Here is a 17,142-nt window from a genome sequence, read left to right as displayed (position 1 = left end):
CTTAAGACAAAATATCCGCTGGATTTTCAAAGGCTGCGCGACGACGGCGTTCCTTGATAATTTCATCCATTTTATTTCTGTCGACGACCATTAAGGCTTCTGTAGGACAGACTTCTACGCAAGCTGGTCCACCTTCACGGGTATGGCATAAGTCGCATTTATGCGCCTCAGCACGATACTGTGGAATGGTATTGAGTGCGGTGGTGTGCTGTACAACTGGGCGGCTAATCACTTCCATGGTGCCGTAAGGGCAAGCGATAACACAGGTTTTGCAACCAATGCATTTAGATTGGTCTACATACACGAAATCATCTTTACGGCTGATGGCGCCATTAGGGCAAACATTGGCACACGGGGCGTCTTCACACTGGCGACACACCACTGCTGTGCTGACGGTATAGCCTTTGAGTACATGAATACGTGGAAAAAACTCATCTTTTACAACGGTGGCAATCCCTGTTTCTTGCTCTTGGTGGGAGACCACACAAGCCACTTCACAGGTGTGACAGCCAATGCACTTCTTTGGGTCTGCAATGATGAAACGGTTCATCATATTCTCCTGAATGATCGTAAACGGGCATGGGATCCGGTTTATTTCGGTTGCCTCGTCTTATCCTGACAATACCTAGAGATAAGCATGGATCGTGCCAAATTCGTTAAATAAATTAATTTAATAAAATCATTCGGTTAGATATTATCGGGTAATCACGAAAAAATAGAAATTTCATATTCGACACGGTTTTCGACATTATTGACGAGAGGCATGAAATCGATATTAAGCGGATATTGGGTTAAATCAGCCAATATCTAAAATAGGTGAATGGATCAAACTTAAATCAGACTCTGATATTATTTTTTCAAATAATGACTACAATATTAGTATTAAATCAAAAACAGCAATCGCATTAATCACAGTATTAAACTTTTTTATTTTTATTATTGATAAATAAGTCGTTTATAAATGAAAATTTAAAACTCTAACTAATTCTCATTATTGTTAGTCAGAAAAATAAATAAATGACTTAGCAATGCAGCGGATTAGGACGAGATTGGAGATTTTGTGAGCATATCCGAAACCACCGAACAAATTCGTCATGAACGTGACCAATTCAGGATCCTTGTGGACATCACTAACTCAGTGCTTTCTCATCTTGAAATGGATGGGTTAGTGGCTGAAGTTTCGCGAGAAATTTACCGATTTTTTGGTATTAGCCAAATTAGCGTTGCCCTTTGTGATAATGTCAGTTCCGCGGTTTATCTTTGTTATTCAAGCCATTATCAACGCTCAAAACCGGTTAAAAAAAGCCAGTATCATCTTAATGAACTGCATGCGGATCTCGCTCAAGTCTTAGAGAGCAACAAACCGCTGCGCTTAACGCTCGATAGTCAAACTCAAGACCCTCTGTATCAAAATTTGTGTGCTGAAGGGATGACGGAAACTTTGCTGTTACCGTTGGCATTCAATCATAAGCCATTGGGTGTTTTGGTATTATCTCATGAAGATGACCGGATTTTCACCGAAGATAGCTGCACTTTGTTGAAACAAGTGGCGGCACGCTTTGCAATAGCCGTAGACAATGCCGCAGCGTATGGCGAGATCACGCGCCTCAAAGATAGCCTGAAAAATGAAAATTTATGGCTCAATGAGCAAATCCAAAACACCAATAGTTTCAGCGAAATTGTCTTTCAAAGTCAGGCGATGCGTGAAGTGCTGGAACAAGTGGATTTAGTAGCGCGTAGCGATAGCACTGTGCTCATCTTGGGTGAAACGGGTACTGGTAAAGAGTTAATTGCCAGAGCCGTTCATCAGCTTAGCAATCGCCATCAACGTTCACTGATTAAAATGAATTGTGCGGCAATTCCGACAGGTTTATTAGAAAGCGACCTGTTTGGACATGATAAAGGCGCATTTACAGGTGCGACGAGCACCCATATTGGTCGCTTTGAAATGGCGGACAAAAGCACGCTGTTTTTAGATGAAATTGGCGATATGCCATTGGATTTACAACCAAAATTATTACGTGTTTTGCAAGAGCGTGAGATTGAGCGCATTGGTGGCAATAAAGTTATCCCTGTGGATGTGCGCCTTGTGGCAGCGACCAATCGCAATTTAAAGGCGATGACGGAAGGCCGAGAGTTTCGTGAAGACCTCTATTATCGTTTGAATGTGTTCCCGATTGTTATCCCGCCATTACGTGACCGACCTGAAGATATTCCGCTGCTCGCGACCTATTTCACCAAGAAAATGGCGCAGCGTATGAACCGTAAAATTGATTGTATTCCTCGCGATGCATTGGCGCAGCTATCCTTGTACCCATGGCCAGGCAATGTACGAGAACTGGAAAATGTGATTGAACGTGCCGTGATTTTAACCCGTGGGAATACGCTGAATATTCAATTGCATGAGTTAAATATCCCAAAGCCATCTCGTATTAAAGAAGCTCTGAATAAGCCCAGTGCATTAGAGCGAAAAATGCAGACGGATGCACCAGAGAGCGACGATGATGAGCGAAACCGCATTATTGAAGCACTGAAAGCCACCAATGGGGTGGTTGCCGGAGCGAGAGGGGCGGCTATGAGATTGGGATTAAAGAGAACAACGCTGTTGTCGAGGATGCAGAGACTTGGGATTAGTGTTCAAGATCTATTCCAGTAATCTCTTAATCTCGTCATAATTCGCGCTGTGGCGTTGTTGGCTGGCCTTGCTAACTCGAGTCACATACTTAATCTCGTCATACTTCACGCCGTGGCGTTGTTGGCTATCCTTACTAACCCTAGTCACATACTTGTGTATGCTCCTAGGGCTTAGCTGCGTCTGCCGCCTAGCCACAACGCGAATTATTTAGAGATTGGAGAGTATTAAAAAAACAGAAAAAAGAAAAAGGGAAAAAAGAATTGAAAATAAAGGATGTTGATTATTTTGTTGGAAGGTTATTTTTTTATTAAATAGTTTTTAATGGCGATTAATATTTTATTTTAATCGCTTATTGAAGGGCGATGTTTATTATCGCTATGTGATTTTTAATATCGGTAGCTTTTAATATAATTTGCACTGTAGGTCTGCTTTATATACGCATTCCTACAGTGCAAAGCGTCAAAATAAACTACAAACCTTCGGCTGCCTCACGTAAGCGACGCTTGATCCCCGTATACTCCTGAACAACATAATGCTCGGCTTTATGTTGATCCGCGATTGGCTCAACACGCACCGCACAATATTTGTATTCTGGTGTTTTGGTTATTGGGCTTAAGTTCTCGGCGACCAGTTCATTACAAGCACCAATCCACCACTGATACGTCATATATACAGCGCCTTTATTTGGGCGGTCGCTGATATTTGCGCGAGTGATGACTTTACCTTGTCGTGAACAGACCCAAACCAGTTCCTGATCTTTAATGCCCAACGCTTTCGCATCGGCTGTATTGATCTGAACAAAACCCGGTTCGTCAGCAAGAGATGCGAGGGCTTTACAGTTACCGGTCATAGAGCGGCAAGAGTAGTGACCCACTTCACGCACGGTGGCAAGAACCATTGGGTACTCAGTACTGACTTGGTCGATTGGTGGGCGCCATTCGCAAGTAAAGAATTGACCTCGACCATTTGGTGTATCGAAATTACCACCTTTATATAGGTACTCGGTGCCTTCACTTTCTAATGTACGGCATGGCCATTGAATGTATGCCAATCCCGCCATTTTCTCGTAAGTCGCACCAAAATAAATCGGGCAAAGCTCACGTAGCTCATCCCAAATTTCTTTGGTGTTGTTGTAGTGCATTGGGTAGCCCATTGCAGTTGACATTAAACTGATGATTTCCCAGTCAGTTTTCACATCCCCCACAGGTTCAACTGCTTTATAGAAGCGTTGGAAACCACGGTCAGCTGCCGTATAGACACCTTCATGTTCTCCCCAAGACGTTGCTGGGAAAATCACGTCTGCAATCGACGCGGTTTTGGTCATAAAGATATCTTGCACGATTAACAGCTCAAGTTTGTCGAACGTGCGGCGAATCGTTGCTAAATCCGGCTCAGTTTGTAGTGGATCTTCACCCATCACATAGTGCGCTTTTAGAATACCTTCATCGATAAAGTGAGGGACTTCACTCAGCGGAATACCATTTTCATCCGGCATAGCGTCAATGCCCCAGAATTTGGCGAATTTATCGAGAGCCGCTTTATCCGAAACATACTGATAGCCTGGTAGCGTGTTCGGTAAAGCCCCCATATCGCAGGCACCTTGTACGTTATTTTGACCACGTACAGGACCCACACCCACATGCGGCTTACCAAGGTTACCAGTGAGTAATGCCAAGCTGGTGAGAGACTGAACAGTTTCCACCCCTTGATAGAACTGAGTGACACCCATGCCCCATAAAATGGTGGCATTTTCAGCTTTAGCGTACATCCGTGCGGTTCTGCGAATATCTTCAGCTTTGATGCCTGTGATCTCTTCAACCGACTCAGGGGTATACGGCGCCACTAATGCACGATATTCGTCGAATTTGTCGGTATGTGCCTCGATAAAGGCATGGTCATACAGATTTTCCTCGATGATAACGTAGGCTAACGCATTCAATAACGCGATATTCGAACCATTTTTCAGTGGTAAGTGAATATCTGCAATACGCGCGGTTTCAATATAACGCGGGTCGCAGACAATAATTTGTGCCCCTTTTTCTTTCGCTTTTAATATCCGGCGAGCGACAATAGGGTGTGAGTCCGCGGCGTTATAACCGAAGACAAAAATACATTTGGTATCCTCAATTTCAACAATTGAGTTGCTCATTGCGCCATTACCGACCGAACGCTGCAGACCTGCAACCGAAGGGCCGTGTCAGACACGAGCACAGCAGTCGATATTGTTACTACCGACCGCTGCACGAACAAATTTTTGCATCACGAAGTTAGCTTCGTTACCCGGACCGCGGGAAGAACCTGTCGTCATGATGGCTTTTGGACCATATTTTTCTTTGATGGCTAATAAACGGGAGCTTGCAAATTCAATGGCTTCCTCCCAAGAAACGACCTCTAATTTGCCACCACGCTGACGGCGGATCATCGGGTTTTTTAAACGCGGCGTTAAAATTTTCGTGTCATGAATGAAGTCCCAGCCATAGTAACCTTTCAGGCAAAGTTCCCCTTCATTTGTGTGACCATTTGCGCCTTCTGCGCCAATGATCTTCCCGTTCTCCACCTTCAGGTTGATTTTACAGCCTGAGGCGCAATACGGGCAGACGGTGATGACTTTTTCCATCAACATTGCTCCTCTATTTTTGTGTAGCGGTTTCCCGCTCTTTCAAGAGAGCTAATGCAGGGTTTGTGCCAGTTTTTTTAGCGGAGATTGAATTTGTAATTAACTGAATAAAAAGAAAATATTTTTAGGTGAAAAGTAAACAAAAGCTAAATGGAGAGGAAATCGTCAAAAGTGTCGAGGGTTTCTCGGACAATGACGTATAGTTCTTGCATAATTTATTTCATAATCTTGTCACAAAGTGGTTATTTATTCGTCATTATTATGACTTAAATTTGCCAATAACGCGCATGTGAGAGGACTTCATTATGTTTAGTGTTGATGCTTTACTGGAAAGTGCTTTTCCGCAGCAAACACTGCCCGCTTGGAAACGGAAATTATTAAAGCGTTTACTACATGAAAGAGATTTCCAGCAGCTTGCTGAAGATTACCCACATCTAAAAGGGCTCGATCTTGTCGAGCAATTTATGAATGATTTGAATGTCCGTTGCGAATTAGGCGACGGGGATTTAGAAAACATCCCAAGCCAAGGTCCGGTCTTATTTGTTGCAAATCATCCGATTGGCTCTCTTGATGGGCTCGCCATTTTACGCGCAGTCGCAACGGTTCGACCAGATGTCAAAATCGTTGCCAATCAAATGCTCAGTTACCTTGAGCCACTTCAAAGCTTATTTATTCCTGTTGATAATGTTGGCAACCGCACCAACCGCCAGCAAGTCGTCGGTATGCAATCTCATCTTGATAACCAAGGAGCTTTGGTTGTTTTCCCTGCGGGGGAAGTATCTCGCTGGAGCACGAAAGGCATTAGTGATTGCCATTGGCGCACGGGTTTTTTACGTTTAGCCGCCAAATCTCGCGCACCGATTGTTCCTGTGCATGTGCAAGCTCGTAACAGCCTGCTGTTCTACACAACATCCTTGGTGTATAAGCCACTATCGGCTTTGATGCTGGTGAACGAAATGTTCAAGCAGCGCAATAATCGCATCAAATTACGTATCGGTGGGCGCATCCCGTTTTCTCAATGGTATGACGGGCGAACGAATGATAATGAGCTGGCAGAGCGATTTCGTCGTCATGTGTATCTGCTAGGTAAAGGAAAAGCGGGGCTGTTTACCTGTGAAGCCCCAATCGCGTTACCCGAAGATCGTATTGAACTGAAAAAGGCTTTAGCGGCTTGTGAGCAACTAGGCGTGACTCCCGATGGTAAAATTATTTACCTTTATCAGCGTCAGCAAGAAGAGCGAACGCCAATTTTACGTGAGCTAGGACGATTGCGGGAAATCGCATTTCGCGCGGTGGGGGAAGGCTCCGGTCGACGCCGTGATCTCGATAGTTTCGATGACGATTATTACCATCTTATTTTATGGGATGAAGAGGATTTAGAAGTGGTGGGCGCATACCGATTTGTGCCGACGGAGCAGCAGCTAGAGAAAAAAGGGTTAGAGGGGATCTACAGTAATAGCCTGTTCCACTATAACCAAGACATGATGCCTATTTTGGCTCAAGGGATTGAGTTAGGGCGCAGTTTTATTCAGCCTGCCTATTGGGGCAAACGCGGCTTAGATTATCTTTGGTTAGGTATTGGCGCGTATTTAGCGAAGTATCCGCAATATCGTTATCTATTTGGTCCAGTGTCTATCTCTGGAAGCATGCCCGTTGCTGCGCGTGATTTACTGATTGCATTTTATCGCCTCTATTTTTCCTCTGAGTTGGCAATGGCGCAATCTCGTAAGCCTTACCCGGCATCACTACCACAGGTTTTAGCTCAGTTTGATGGTAATAATTACCAAGAAGATTTGGTGAAGCTAAAAAGCTTACTGAGCAATATTGGCTGCTCTATTCCGACGCTGTATAAACAGTACACCGAGCTGTGTGAGCCAGGTGGGGTGCAGTTTATTGATTTTGGTACCGACCCTGCGTTCAACGACTGCATCGACGGTTTAGTTTTGGTGGATTTAAGCCGCTTAAAACCGCAGCGTTATCAGCGTTATATTGCAGTCCATCAAGCGCAATCGACGACTGAATAAAATGACGGGAAGGGTGAAAAGACTCATCCTTTCCTGTTTTATTTATACTATTAATAATTCCGCCAGTATTATTCGCCCTGTCATTATTCCATCATAAATTTGTCATCTCACTGACCCATTCCTTTCGTAGCATCCTCGATAACGATTAAGTCCCAAAGAGGATAACAATGTATGTTAAATGCACTCTCTTCATTGAATGGGAGTCAGGATGCTTTTCAAAAAGCTAACGCAGCGAATGCGCAATTTGCTTCGCAGCATCCGATGATTTCTATTCACAAACTCTCTCAAATTTTTGCTCATCAAACGGTGTTGGATGGGATTGATCTGACTGTTGCAAAAGGCTCTATCTTAGCGCTATTAGGTCCCTCTGGTTGCGGTAAAAGTACCTTATTGAAGCTGTTAGCGGGGTTATTGCAACCAAGCTCAGGTGAGATTTTCTTGAATAAAAAGCTGGTCGCAAGTTCCCAGAGACTTGTCCCGCCGGAACAGCGCAATCTCGGTATGGTGTTTCAAGATTATGCACTTTGGCCGCACATGACCGTATTTCAGAACGTGGCATTTCCTTTACGTATGCGCAAAGTGGCGAGTCAAGCGATAGAGGATAGGGTGAACCAAGCCTTAGAGCGGGTTGGATTAGCGGGGTTTGCTAAGCGTAAACCTGCCGACCTTTCAGGCGGACAGCAGCAACGGGTGGCATTAGCCCGCGCCATTATCGCGGAACCTGAAATTTTACTGTTTGATGAACCCCTTTCTAACCTCGATGTTGCCTTGCGCCGTGCTCTGTGTGATGAGATGGCGCAGTTACTTCGTTCACTAGAAATTACCGCCGTTTATGTCACGCACGATCCGGCTGAAGCCCATGCATTGGCGCATCAAATTGCCCATATCCAAAACGGCAAAATAGACAGTTTGACCACCTTATGAAGAGAGACTCTGTTATGCAAAAGCTAATGTTATCAAACCATTTTTCCATGAAAGGTATCGCAATGAGTTTAGGATTATCCTGTGCACTATTTTCCGTTTCTTCCCAGGCATTGACCGTCTATACCGCAGGTCCAGGGGCGATGGCAAAACAGTTAGCGGCAGGGTATGAAAAGCAAACGGGCGTGAAAGTGGATGTTTTTCAGGCTACGACAGGTAAAGTGATGGCGCGCTTAGAGGCGGAACAAGCCAACCCGCGTGCGGATGTCTTGATCTCTGCTTCATGGGATACCGCGGTAGACCTTCAACAAAAAGGTTGGTTACTGGCGTATGAAAGCCCGAATGCCGAAAAAGTGCCTGCGCAATTTAAAACGCCATACTATGTGGCGCAAGGGATCTCCGCATTGGGGATCGTTTGGAACAGTAAAAGTGGCACGCCGAAACCAACGGACTGGGCAGATTTAGCGCAGCCCGTCTTTAAGGATAAAGTCACCATGCCAGACCCGGCATTGTCAGGGGCATCGTTAGACTTATTGTTGGGATTACAGAATGCGAAACCAGAAGCCGCATGGACACTATTCTCTGAATTAAAAGCCAACGGCATGGTGATTTCTGGTCCGAATGCGCAAGCGTTAACGCCTGTGTTGCAAGGAGCAAAAGCGGCTGTATTTGGTGCAGTCGACTATGTGGCTTATGGTAGCATCGCGGAAGGTGAATCCATCGAGGTGATTTTCCCAAGCAGCGGAACGGCCATCGCACCACGTCCAATGATGATTTTAAATAGCAGTAAACAGCAAAATGAAGCCAAGGCTTTTATTGATTACGTGCTCTCCCCTGAAGGCCAGAAAATCGTGGCAGATGCCTGGTTGATGCCAGCCAGAATGGATGTTGCCGGTAAGCGCCCTGATTTTTCGACGTTAACACTGTTGCCAGAACCGACCACTGATAGTGCAGAGCGCAGCAGCGTGTTATCTCGCTTTAGTGGGATTTTCCGCTAACGGTTTTCTCTTCCTCGCCGCTGGGTGGCATTAGCGACCCAGCAGGAGCTGATTTTCTGATGATGACTCGTCGTTTATTGCCATTCTCGATCTTAATCGCCTTGGCGATTTTAGTGATTATTCCCTTGAGTTTTATTGTGTTACAAGCGCTATTTCCGCATTTTGGACAAGGGGATTCCAGCCAAATTTTTCAACCGATTATCCATCTATTTAATGAACCGGAACTGGCAAATTTACTGCAAAATACGCTTTTACTGGGTTTAGGTGTGGCGCTGGTGAGTGCCGTGATAGCCATTCCATTAGGGGCTTTACGTGGGTTATTTAACCTGCCTTTTGCCCGTATTTGGGACTTACTATTTTTGATCCCATTTTTAATTCCACCGTATATTGCAGGGCTTTCATGGATGTTAACCTTGCAACCGAATGGTTATTCTCAGCAATTATTTGGTATTAGCCCCGGCAGCGCGCTATTTTCCCTTGGGGGAATGGTGGTGATTATGTCATTGAATTTATTTCCCGTTCTTTACTTTGCGGTCTCTCGCAGCATGGCTGCGAATGGCAACCGGCTGGCGGATGTGGCGCAAGTTCATGGGGCATCCGCATGGCAGGCATTTATGCGAGTGACATTGCCTCTCTCTTTGCCCTCGATTGCCGCTGGTTTATTGCTGGTCTTCACTTTAGCGATTGAAGAGTATGGGATCCCCGCAGCGATTGGCTCGCCGAATGGTATTCGGGTTCTGACAACGGATATCGAGCAGCGTCTTGCCGATTGGCCGATAGATTTACCGGGAGCGGCATCGCTGTCATTGGTATTAGCCAGTTTGGCGCTACTGGCTTACACCTTACAGCGTTCGTTAGTATCTGGGCGCAATGTGGCGACGAATACGGGCAAAGCCGCGGCATTGGTGACACGCTCATTGGGTATTTGGCGTATTCCCGTGGTGTGTTTGTTTTCTTTCGTGGCGCTTTGCGCGGTTGGCATGCCGTTACTGGCTATGTTTGGCACGGCATTTTCCAATACGGTTTCTGGCGGATTGACGCTGGATAACCTAACGCTCCGGCATTTTTCTGGGCTATTAAATAGCCATACGGAAGCCCTCGACGCCTTATTGACGAGCGTTTCTCTCGCAACGGCAACAGCGATATTGACGGGGATATTGGGTTTTTTATGTGCATGGCTGGTCGTCGCGCAGCGGATCCGTGGAGCAGCCTTACTGGATGGGCTTTCATTGCTGCCAATTGCCATTCCCGGCATTGTGGTCGCAGTGGGGCTTATTTTGGCGTGGAATCAACCGTTTTGGCCCATCACGCCTTATCATACTTGGGGAATTTTATTGCTCGCTTATAGTTGCTTATTACTGCCTTATCCCGTGCGTTATTGCAGTGCGGCATTCACGCAAATTGGCGGCAGTTTATCCGATGCGGCACGGGTTCATGGCGCAGGGTTAATGACGTCACTGAGACTGATTTTATTTCCGTTGGTTTTACCGAGTTTAGTGGCGGCGATGATGTTGGTGTTTGCGGTGGCATCACGAGAGCTGGTTTCCTCGTTGTTACTGGCGCCTGCGGGTATGCAAACCGTGTCGATTTTTGTTTGGCGCCAGTTTGAGCAAGGTTCCATCGGCAGCGGTATGGCGATGGCCTGTCTGGCAGTATTGATAAGCTTAACCTTGATGCTGTGCGCGCAATTTATTCAGCAGCGGTATAGCCGTTAATCAACCATCCCAAGGGCGATATTCACCTTGGGATGCACGATTTTACAAACTCGATTTAGGAATTGGTGGCGCAAATTGCAGAGCGCCCGCGATGCGGTTCCAAGCGTTAATCGCCCCAATCGCTGAGGTTAGAAACGCAATTTCGGATTCAGTAAATTCATTCTGTAGTGCTTGATAAACATCATCAGAAACATGCTGAGCAGCCATTAGCGTTAGTGATTCTGCCCAAGAAAGCGCCGCTTGTTCGCGGGGAGTATAAATACCGGCATCACGCCAAGTTGGTAAAAGATCCAATTTAGCGGCTTCAATCCCTAATTTACGGGCTAAGTTTAAGTGATACTGCAAGCAAAACGCACAGCCGTTAACTTGGGAAACGCGTATTTTCAGTAACTCAGTGAGCGGTTTTTCAAGCCCTGAATTGCTAACGGCTTTTCCCAGTTCTCCCATCGCAGCAACGACTTCAGGGGCGATTTTTTCAAACTGATTCCAATCACTTCTTCCAATAATTTCAGGTTTCATTCTGTGCTCCAAACAGATAATATAAGAACTCTGATAATAATATTCGAATTCTTACATTATGCGCAAGTCAAAAGTTAATACATCGATGATCCCTGAAATAGGGGAAGGCAAACGTGGGGAATCAGGTCATATTGGCTATTTACTGCGACAGGCTCACGCGGCTCATCGTATTCGCATGGAACAAGTTTTGCAGGATGTGGGTGTAACGCTTCCTCAATTTTCTGTGTTGCTAATGGTTGCAGAATATCCTAAAGCCTCAGGGGCTGATTTAGCGAGGCTATCATTATTAACGCCGCAGACCATGAGTGTGATTGTGAAAAACCTCGAAAAGGCGGGAATGATCTCTAAGTTGCCGCACCCTGAGCATGGGCGGATCCAAATTATTGAAATAACCCAATTAGGGAAAGCATTATTACTTCAATGCAAAGGTGCTGTTAAATCCACTGAAAATAGATTATTAAGTGGAGTGAGCGAGTCTGATGAAAAAGTGATCCGAAAATGGCTGGTGGATATTGCCAAGCAATTTGATATCGACAAAGCCTAATACTCCCTATCTAATACTTCCTATGACGTGAGAGAAAATAATGAAATTCAAATATGCTATTTTGTATGTCGAGAATGTAGAGAAAACCCTCGATTTTTACCAACAAGCTTTTGGTTTTAAACAATCCTTTCTCCATGAAGGTGGTGATTATGGCGAGCTGGATACTGGCAGCACAACGATTTCATTTTCTTCATTGGCACTAATGAACCAACTAGGTAAAGGCGCGGTTGCTCCCAATCCGCATGCTCCTGTTTTTGAACTTGCTTTTGAGACTGATAATGTGGAAAACGCTTTGGCTCAAGCGGTTAAAGCAGGTGCTAAGTTGGTACAAGATGCGCAGGAGATGCCTTGGGGACAAACCATCGGTTATGTTCATGATCTAAATGGCTTTTTGATCGAAATTTGCACGCCAGTGCAGGGTTAATTCATTGTAAATATCGGAATTAGTCGATATACCGAATCACCTATTTTAGTGAGAATACAGATAATTACGCTAAAAATAAGGAACAACGATGCAGGGCATGAACCCAGAAGCGCTCGACCATTTCAATGATATTATGCAGGTGGTTAACAAGCTGGCGAAGCTGTTAAATCCAGATTCAATCGAGAATATGGAAACGGATATCTCTTCATTTGAGGAAGAGTTAAAAGAGTCGATCAGTGAAGACGAAGAGGGGTTCGTCGAACGTATCGAAGAGGGTGAAATTGGCTATTTAATGGCAGATCTTATTGTCAGGTCGAATATGGGAAACAGCTTTTGGATAGACTGGAAAGACAGTGAGTCTGCTGTAGGCTTTTTGGAAAATGCGGTTGAGTTCGAAGGATTGGATATTCAGCTAGATTTTGCCGTTAAAGACCCTAAAAACGATTTAAGACCAGACCAAATTTTTGTTCGCGCTAATCAGCAACTACAAGCTCTTGGTTACTATTTATTGGGTCTGACTTCCGGTAATGATGCTTACCATGAGATCTTAATTCCTTCCGGTATTTTCGAACCATTTATGGACATCATGGAACATTTTGACGTCATGGTTGAGCTGAATGACGAAGAAGTGGATTACAGCGAATATTAATAGTAAAAAGGGGAATACAATAGGTATTCCCCTTCATATATCAATTCAAACTTTTATTAAATCATATATCAGTCGAAGTGAATAAATGAGGCTCTCACAATAACGGGATAATTTTAATTAAAGTAATAAAACGGCAAGAATATATATTTTATGTTTTTTGTTTATTTCACTGAGTGGGTTTCATTTGCCATATCTTTTCAACATATTCATTAATGGTTCTATCGGAAGAGAAGTAGCCCATGTTAGCGATATTATTGAGTGTTTTTTGCGCCCATAACGTTGGGTATTGGTATAGCTTATCGACGGCATCTTGGGATTGAACGTAAGAGTGGTAATCGGCAAGTAATTGATAATGGTCTCCAAAATTAATCAGAGAATCATAAAGCGGGTAATAGCGGTTAGGGTCATCGGGACTGAAAATACCCGAAACAAGGGAATTGAGGACATTGTGTAGGTCTTCATGTTCTTGGTAAATCTTTCTTGGGTCATAGCCTTGTGTACGAATCGCGTCAACTTGCTCGGCGGTATGCCCAAAGATAAACATATTTTCTTCGCCAACATGTTCGCGAATTTCAATATTGGCGCCGTCTAATGTACCGATAGTCAATGCACCATTGAGGGCAAATTTCATATTACCTGTTCCTGACGCTTCGGTTCCTGCAAGGGATATCTGTTCGGATAAGTCGGTGGCGGGAATAATTAACTCCGCTAAGCTGACGCTGTAATTCGGGATAAAAATCACTTTTAAACGATTTTTGATTCGGGCGTCGTGGTTAATCACGTTAGCGACATCATTGATAAGCCGGATGATCATTTTGGCGTTAACGTAGGATGAGGCGGCTTTTCCCGAGAAAATCACCACGCGCGGAACCCAATTCTTTTCGGGAAGTTGCAAGATTCGCTGGTAGCGCCCAATGACTTGCAAGATATTGAGTAATTGGCGTTTATATTCATGAATGCGTTTGATTTGTACATCGAACATGGCGTGAGGATCGACGATGATATTGACGTTTTTAGCGATATAGTCGGCGAGGGCAACTTTGTTCTCTAACTTACAGGTTTTTAACCGCTCGATAAATAGAGGAAAATCTGTGTACTGCTGTAGGCGAGAAAGCTCTGTGAGATCTTCCCGCCAACCTTCACCGATGGTTTCATCAATCAAGCTCGCAAGGGGTTTATTGCACAACGCCAGCCAGCGGCGTGGGGTAATGCCATTGGTGATATTGCTAAAACGCTCAGGAAATACTTTGGAAAAATCAGAGAAAATTTCTTGAGTCATAAGCTCCGAATGCAACTTGGACACGCCATTGACTCGGTAGCTGCCCACGACGGCAAGCCATGCCATGCGAACATAGCGCCCATGGGATTCATCAATCAGAGATAAGCGAGTTAAAAGTTCTGGGTTGTTGGGGTAACGCTGTTTGATCTTAGTGAGAAAGTGGTCATTTATTTCAAAGATAATTTGTAGGTGGCGGGGGAGTAATCGCCCAAGAAGGTCGACAGACCAACGTTCTAATGCTTCTCCCATCAGAGTGTGATTGGTGTAAGAAAAGGTTTTTTCACTCATTTGCCATGCGGCTTCCCACTCATATTCGTGCTCATCGATAAGCAAGCGCATCAGTTCAGGAATCGCTAAAACGGGGTGGGTATCATTCAAATGGATTGCCACTTTATCGGCAAGGTTACTTAACGTGCCGTGGATTCGGTAATGGACATCGAGGATATTCTGCAAGGTTGCTGATACAAGAAAATACTCTTGCCCAAGACGTAAAATTTTCCCCGATTCCGTAGAATCGTTAGGGTAGAGTACGCGGGAGACATTCTCAGAGAAATTTTTCTCTTCAACGGCTGCTGAGTATTCCCCTTGATTGAATTTGTTGATGTTCATCTCATTCGTGGCATGGGCAGACCACAAGCGCAAAGTGTTGGTGGAATCACATCCATAGCCCATGATGATTTGGTCATAGGCGCGAGCAAGCACTTCTTCAGTTTCCACCCAGCGAACGATTTTGCCTTCTTGCTGAAGGCGACCCGCAAAGCGGACTTTATAGCTAAGGTTATAGCGTGGAAACTCCCATGCATTGCCATATTGTAGCCAGCGGTCGGTGGACTCAACTTGTTGGCCATCAATAATATTTTGCTGAAACATGCCATATTCGTAGCGGATACCAAACCCAACGGAAGGGATTTTTAAGGTGGCGAGAGAATCTAAAAAGCAGGCAGCAAGGCGCCCTAGACCTCCATTGCCTAAACCAGGATCATCCTCTTCTTCTAAAATCGCACTCAGTTCAAAGCCCATCTTTTTCAAAGCATCAGACACATCCTCATACATGCCCAAATTTAATAAAGTATTGGAAAGGGTGCGCCCAATCAGAAATTCCATGGATAAGTAAGCGACAGCGCGATCCGATTGAGACAGAGAACGGCGAATGGCACGCAACCAACGGTCAACGGTTAAGTCGCGGATAGCGTAGGAGATGGCATTTAGCCAATCATGTTGGGTGGCAATAATGGGGTCTTTGCCAATCATAAACTTCAATTTGGTTTGGATGGAGTCGATTAGAGTGTTGATTCGCTGTTCGCGATTTTGGATGGTAAATGGATCATTCATGGTCAGCACCTTCCGTCGTTGGCTCAATTAAGTTCCGGTAAAGCGCAAGGTATTTTTTGGCGGAAGCTTGCCAGCTAAAATTCATCTGCATACCTTGTCGGCGTACGCGTTTCCAGCGAGTCGGTTCATTCCAAAGCGCGAAAGCGCGACGCACAGCATCATTGAGTTCGGTAGTTTTTCCATGGTGGGAGCGATAGCCGTGATAGTCATGAAATACAAAACCCGTTGCCGTGCGATCTGCTAAATTTTCGAGGGAGCAATCGGTGACAGTATCGGCTAGCCCGCCCGTGTGGCGAACCAGTGGAAGAGCGCCATATTTCAGACCATAAAGTTGGGTCAAACCACAAGGTTCGTAGCGGCTTGGCACCACAATGACGTCAGCGGCAGCAATCAGTTTATGGGCGTGAAGTTCGTCATAGCCAATAACGACAGAAACCTGTTTTGGGAATTGGTGAGCCAATTGCTCAAAGGCGTGTTGTAAGTCAGCGTCGCCAGTGCCTAAAACTGACAGCTGCCCACCTTGGTGTAGCAAATCGGGGATCACTTCTAGCAAGAGGTCTAATCCCTTTTGTGTACTGAGGCGGCTGACAACGCCGAACAATGGAACTTTATCGGTGACATTAAGTTTGTTTTCTCGCTGGTGAGTCATTTTACAGATGGCTTTGCCGAGCATGTTTTGTCGCCCGTAGTTGTGGGAGATCAACGGGTCAAGTTGCGGATCCCAGACTTGGTAATCCACGCCGTTTAAGATCCCTAAAATATCCTCTTGAGATTGGCGCTGTTTCAATAAACTGGCGAGTCCATAACCGTATTCGGGAATAGTGACTTCTTTGGCATAAGTGGGGCTGACAAAAGTGATTTTATTGGCGTAGAACAGCCCCGCTTTTAGGTAGGAAACTTGCCCATAAAACTCTAAGCCTTCGGGGGAATAAAAGCCATTAGGTAATTGTAATTCAGGAAAATGGGTTGCTGAAAACAGTCCTTGGTAAGCCAGATTATGGACGGTAAACACGCAAGGAACAGGGTAATTTTTGGCGGCAAGATAGGCGGCGCAGAGTCCTGCATGCCAGTCGTGAGCATGAATAATGTCAGGTCGCCAATCAGCATCAAAACCGCAGGCAAGTTCACTGCTTATCCAGCCTAATAAGGCAAACCGCAGATAGTTGTCTCTGTACTCTTGTTGACGATTGTCGTGATAAGGACTGCCTGTGCGTTGATAGAGATGTGGGGCATCAATTAAATAGAGACCGACACCATCATAATGACCAAAACGTAGAGTGATGGGGCCTGCAAATGTATTGATATGGTTGCCAACTAAGGTGTGATGAACCGCATCCAGTAACGCGGGAAAACCGGGTAATACGATACGGACATCCGCTCCTTCGGCAATTTGAGCTTGGGGTAATGCGCCGAGCACATCCGCTAAGCCGCCTGTTTTGAGAAGGGGAAATAGTTCTGAGCCAGCATGAAGTATGCGCATCTGAA

At 45.1% G+C, this 17,142-nt stretch carries 13 protein-coding genes; 8 read left to right on the top strand and 5 right to left on the bottom strand.

Annotated elements, in window-relative coordinates; all coding sequences use genetic code 11:
- Position 1: 1 nt before the first annotated feature.
- Entirely contained in the window at positions 2 to 550 is a 549-nt protein-coding gene (gene hydN / locus M5X66_RS15910) for an electron transport protein HydN (protein WP_036949191.1), read from the bottom strand.
- 510 nt (positions 551 to 1,060) lie between these two features.
- On the opposite strand from hydN, the gene M5X66_RS15905 reads away from it, so the two are divergent.
- Positions 1,061 to 2,656 carry a sigma 54-interacting transcriptional regulator gene (locus tag M5X66_RS15905; protein ID WP_270103727.1) on the top strand — a complete coding sequence of 532 codons (1,596 nt, stop codon included), beginning with the start codon at positions 1,061 to 1,063 and terminating at the stop codon, positions 2,654 to 2,656.
- Positions 2,657 to 3,104: 448 nt separating this feature from the next.
- On the opposite strand, the gene fdhF is transcribed toward M5X66_RS15905, so the two are convergent.
- On the bottom strand, positions 3,105 to 5,252 hold the full coding sequence (fdhF, locus tag M5X66_RS15900; RefSeq protein ID WP_270103726.1) for a formate dehydrogenase subunit alpha: 2,148 nt from the start codon (positions 5,250 to 5,252) through the stop codon (positions 3,105 to 3,107).
- 305 nt (positions 5,253 to 5,557) lie between these two features.
- On the opposite strand from fdhF, the gene M5X66_RS15895 reads away from it, so the two are divergent.
- The 4 genes from M5X66_RS15895 to M5X66_RS15880 all read left to right on the top strand — a co-directional run bounded on the left by M5X66_RS15895 (position 5,558) and on the right by M5X66_RS15880 (position 10,910).
- Positions 5,558 to 7,276: a lysophospholipid acyltransferase family protein gene (locus tag M5X66_RS15895; protein WP_036949195.1), complete on the top strand. Its 1,719-nt coding sequence runs from the start codon at positions 5,558 to 5,560 to the stop codon at positions 7,274 to 7,276.
- Positions 7,277 to 7,447: 171 nt separating this feature from the next.
- Positions 7,448 to 8,200, top strand: coding sequence for an ABC transporter ATP-binding protein (locus M5X66_RS15890; protein WP_036949197.1), 753 nt, complete (start codon positions 7,448 to 7,450; stop codon positions 8,198 to 8,200).
- Positions 8,201 to 8,247: 47 nt separating this feature from the next.
- A complete protein-coding gene (locus M5X66_RS15885) occupies positions 8,248 to 9,195 on the top strand; it encodes an ABC transporter substrate-binding protein (protein WP_410431431.1) in 948 nt (315 codons plus the stop codon).
- Between the two features lie 62 nt (positions 9,196 to 9,257).
- Positions 9,258 to 10,910, top strand: a complete 1,653-nt coding sequence (locus M5X66_RS15880; RefSeq protein WP_154637228.1) for an ABC transporter permease — start codon at positions 9,258 to 9,260, stop codon at positions 10,908 to 10,910.
- A 42-nt stretch (positions 10,911 to 10,952) separates the two neighbouring features.
- Here M5X66_RS15880 and M5X66_RS15875 read toward each other — a convergent pair whose 3' ends face one another.
- Positions 10,953 to 11,429: a carboxymuconolactone decarboxylase family protein gene (locus tag M5X66_RS15875; RefSeq protein WP_270103725.1), complete on the bottom strand. Its 477-nt coding sequence runs from the start codon at positions 11,427 to 11,429 to the stop codon at positions 10,953 to 10,955.
- A gap of 58 nt (positions 11,430 to 11,487) precedes the next feature.
- Between M5X66_RS15875 and M5X66_RS15870 the strand changes: the two genes are divergently transcribed.
- The 3 genes from M5X66_RS15870 (at position 11,488) to M5X66_RS15860 (ending at position 13,046) form a co-directional block, all read left to right on the top strand.
- Positions 11,488 to 11,973: a MarR family winged helix-turn-helix transcriptional regulator gene (locus M5X66_RS15870; RefSeq protein ID WP_270103724.1), complete on the top strand. Its 486-nt coding sequence runs from the start codon at positions 11,488 to 11,490 to the stop codon at positions 11,971 to 11,973.
- 40 nt (positions 11,974 to 12,013) lie between these two features.
- Complete coding sequence (locus M5X66_RS15865) at positions 12,014 to 12,397, top strand: VOC family protein (protein ID WP_036949202.1); 384 nt, start codon at positions 12,014 to 12,016, stop codon at positions 12,395 to 12,397.
- Positions 12,398 to 12,485: 88 nt separating this feature from the next.
- On the top strand, positions 12,486 to 13,046 hold the full coding sequence (locus tag M5X66_RS15860; protein WP_154599967.1) for a DUF6630 family protein: 561 nt from the start codon (positions 12,486 to 12,488) through the stop codon (positions 13,044 to 13,046).
- 166 nt (positions 13,047 to 13,212) lie between these two features.
- Here the strand turns inward: M5X66_RS15860 and glgP are convergent, their stop codons facing one another.
- Positions 13,213 to 15,657, bottom strand: coding sequence for a glycogen/starch/alpha-glucan family phosphorylase (gene glgP, locus M5X66_RS15855; RefSeq protein ID WP_154599966.1), 2,445 nt, complete (start codon positions 15,655 to 15,657; stop codon positions 13,213 to 13,215).
- Complete coding sequence (glgA, locus tag M5X66_RS15850; RefSeq protein ID WP_270103723.1) at positions 15,650 to 17,137, bottom strand: glycogen synthase GlgA; 1,488 nt, start codon at positions 17,135 to 17,137, stop codon at positions 15,650 to 15,652. The genes glgP and glgA overlap by 8 nt, the downstream gene beginning before the upstream one ends.
- Between the last annotated feature and the right edge of the window lie 5 nt (positions 17,138 to 17,142).

Origin of the sequence: Providencia sp. PROV188 (genome assembly GCF_027595165.1) — a bacterium.
Classification (GTDB): domain Bacteria; phylum Pseudomonadota; class Gammaproteobacteria; order Enterobacterales; family Enterobacteriaceae; genus Providencia; species Providencia lanzhouensis.
This window is presented reverse-complemented; position numbering and strand designations above follow the sequence as displayed.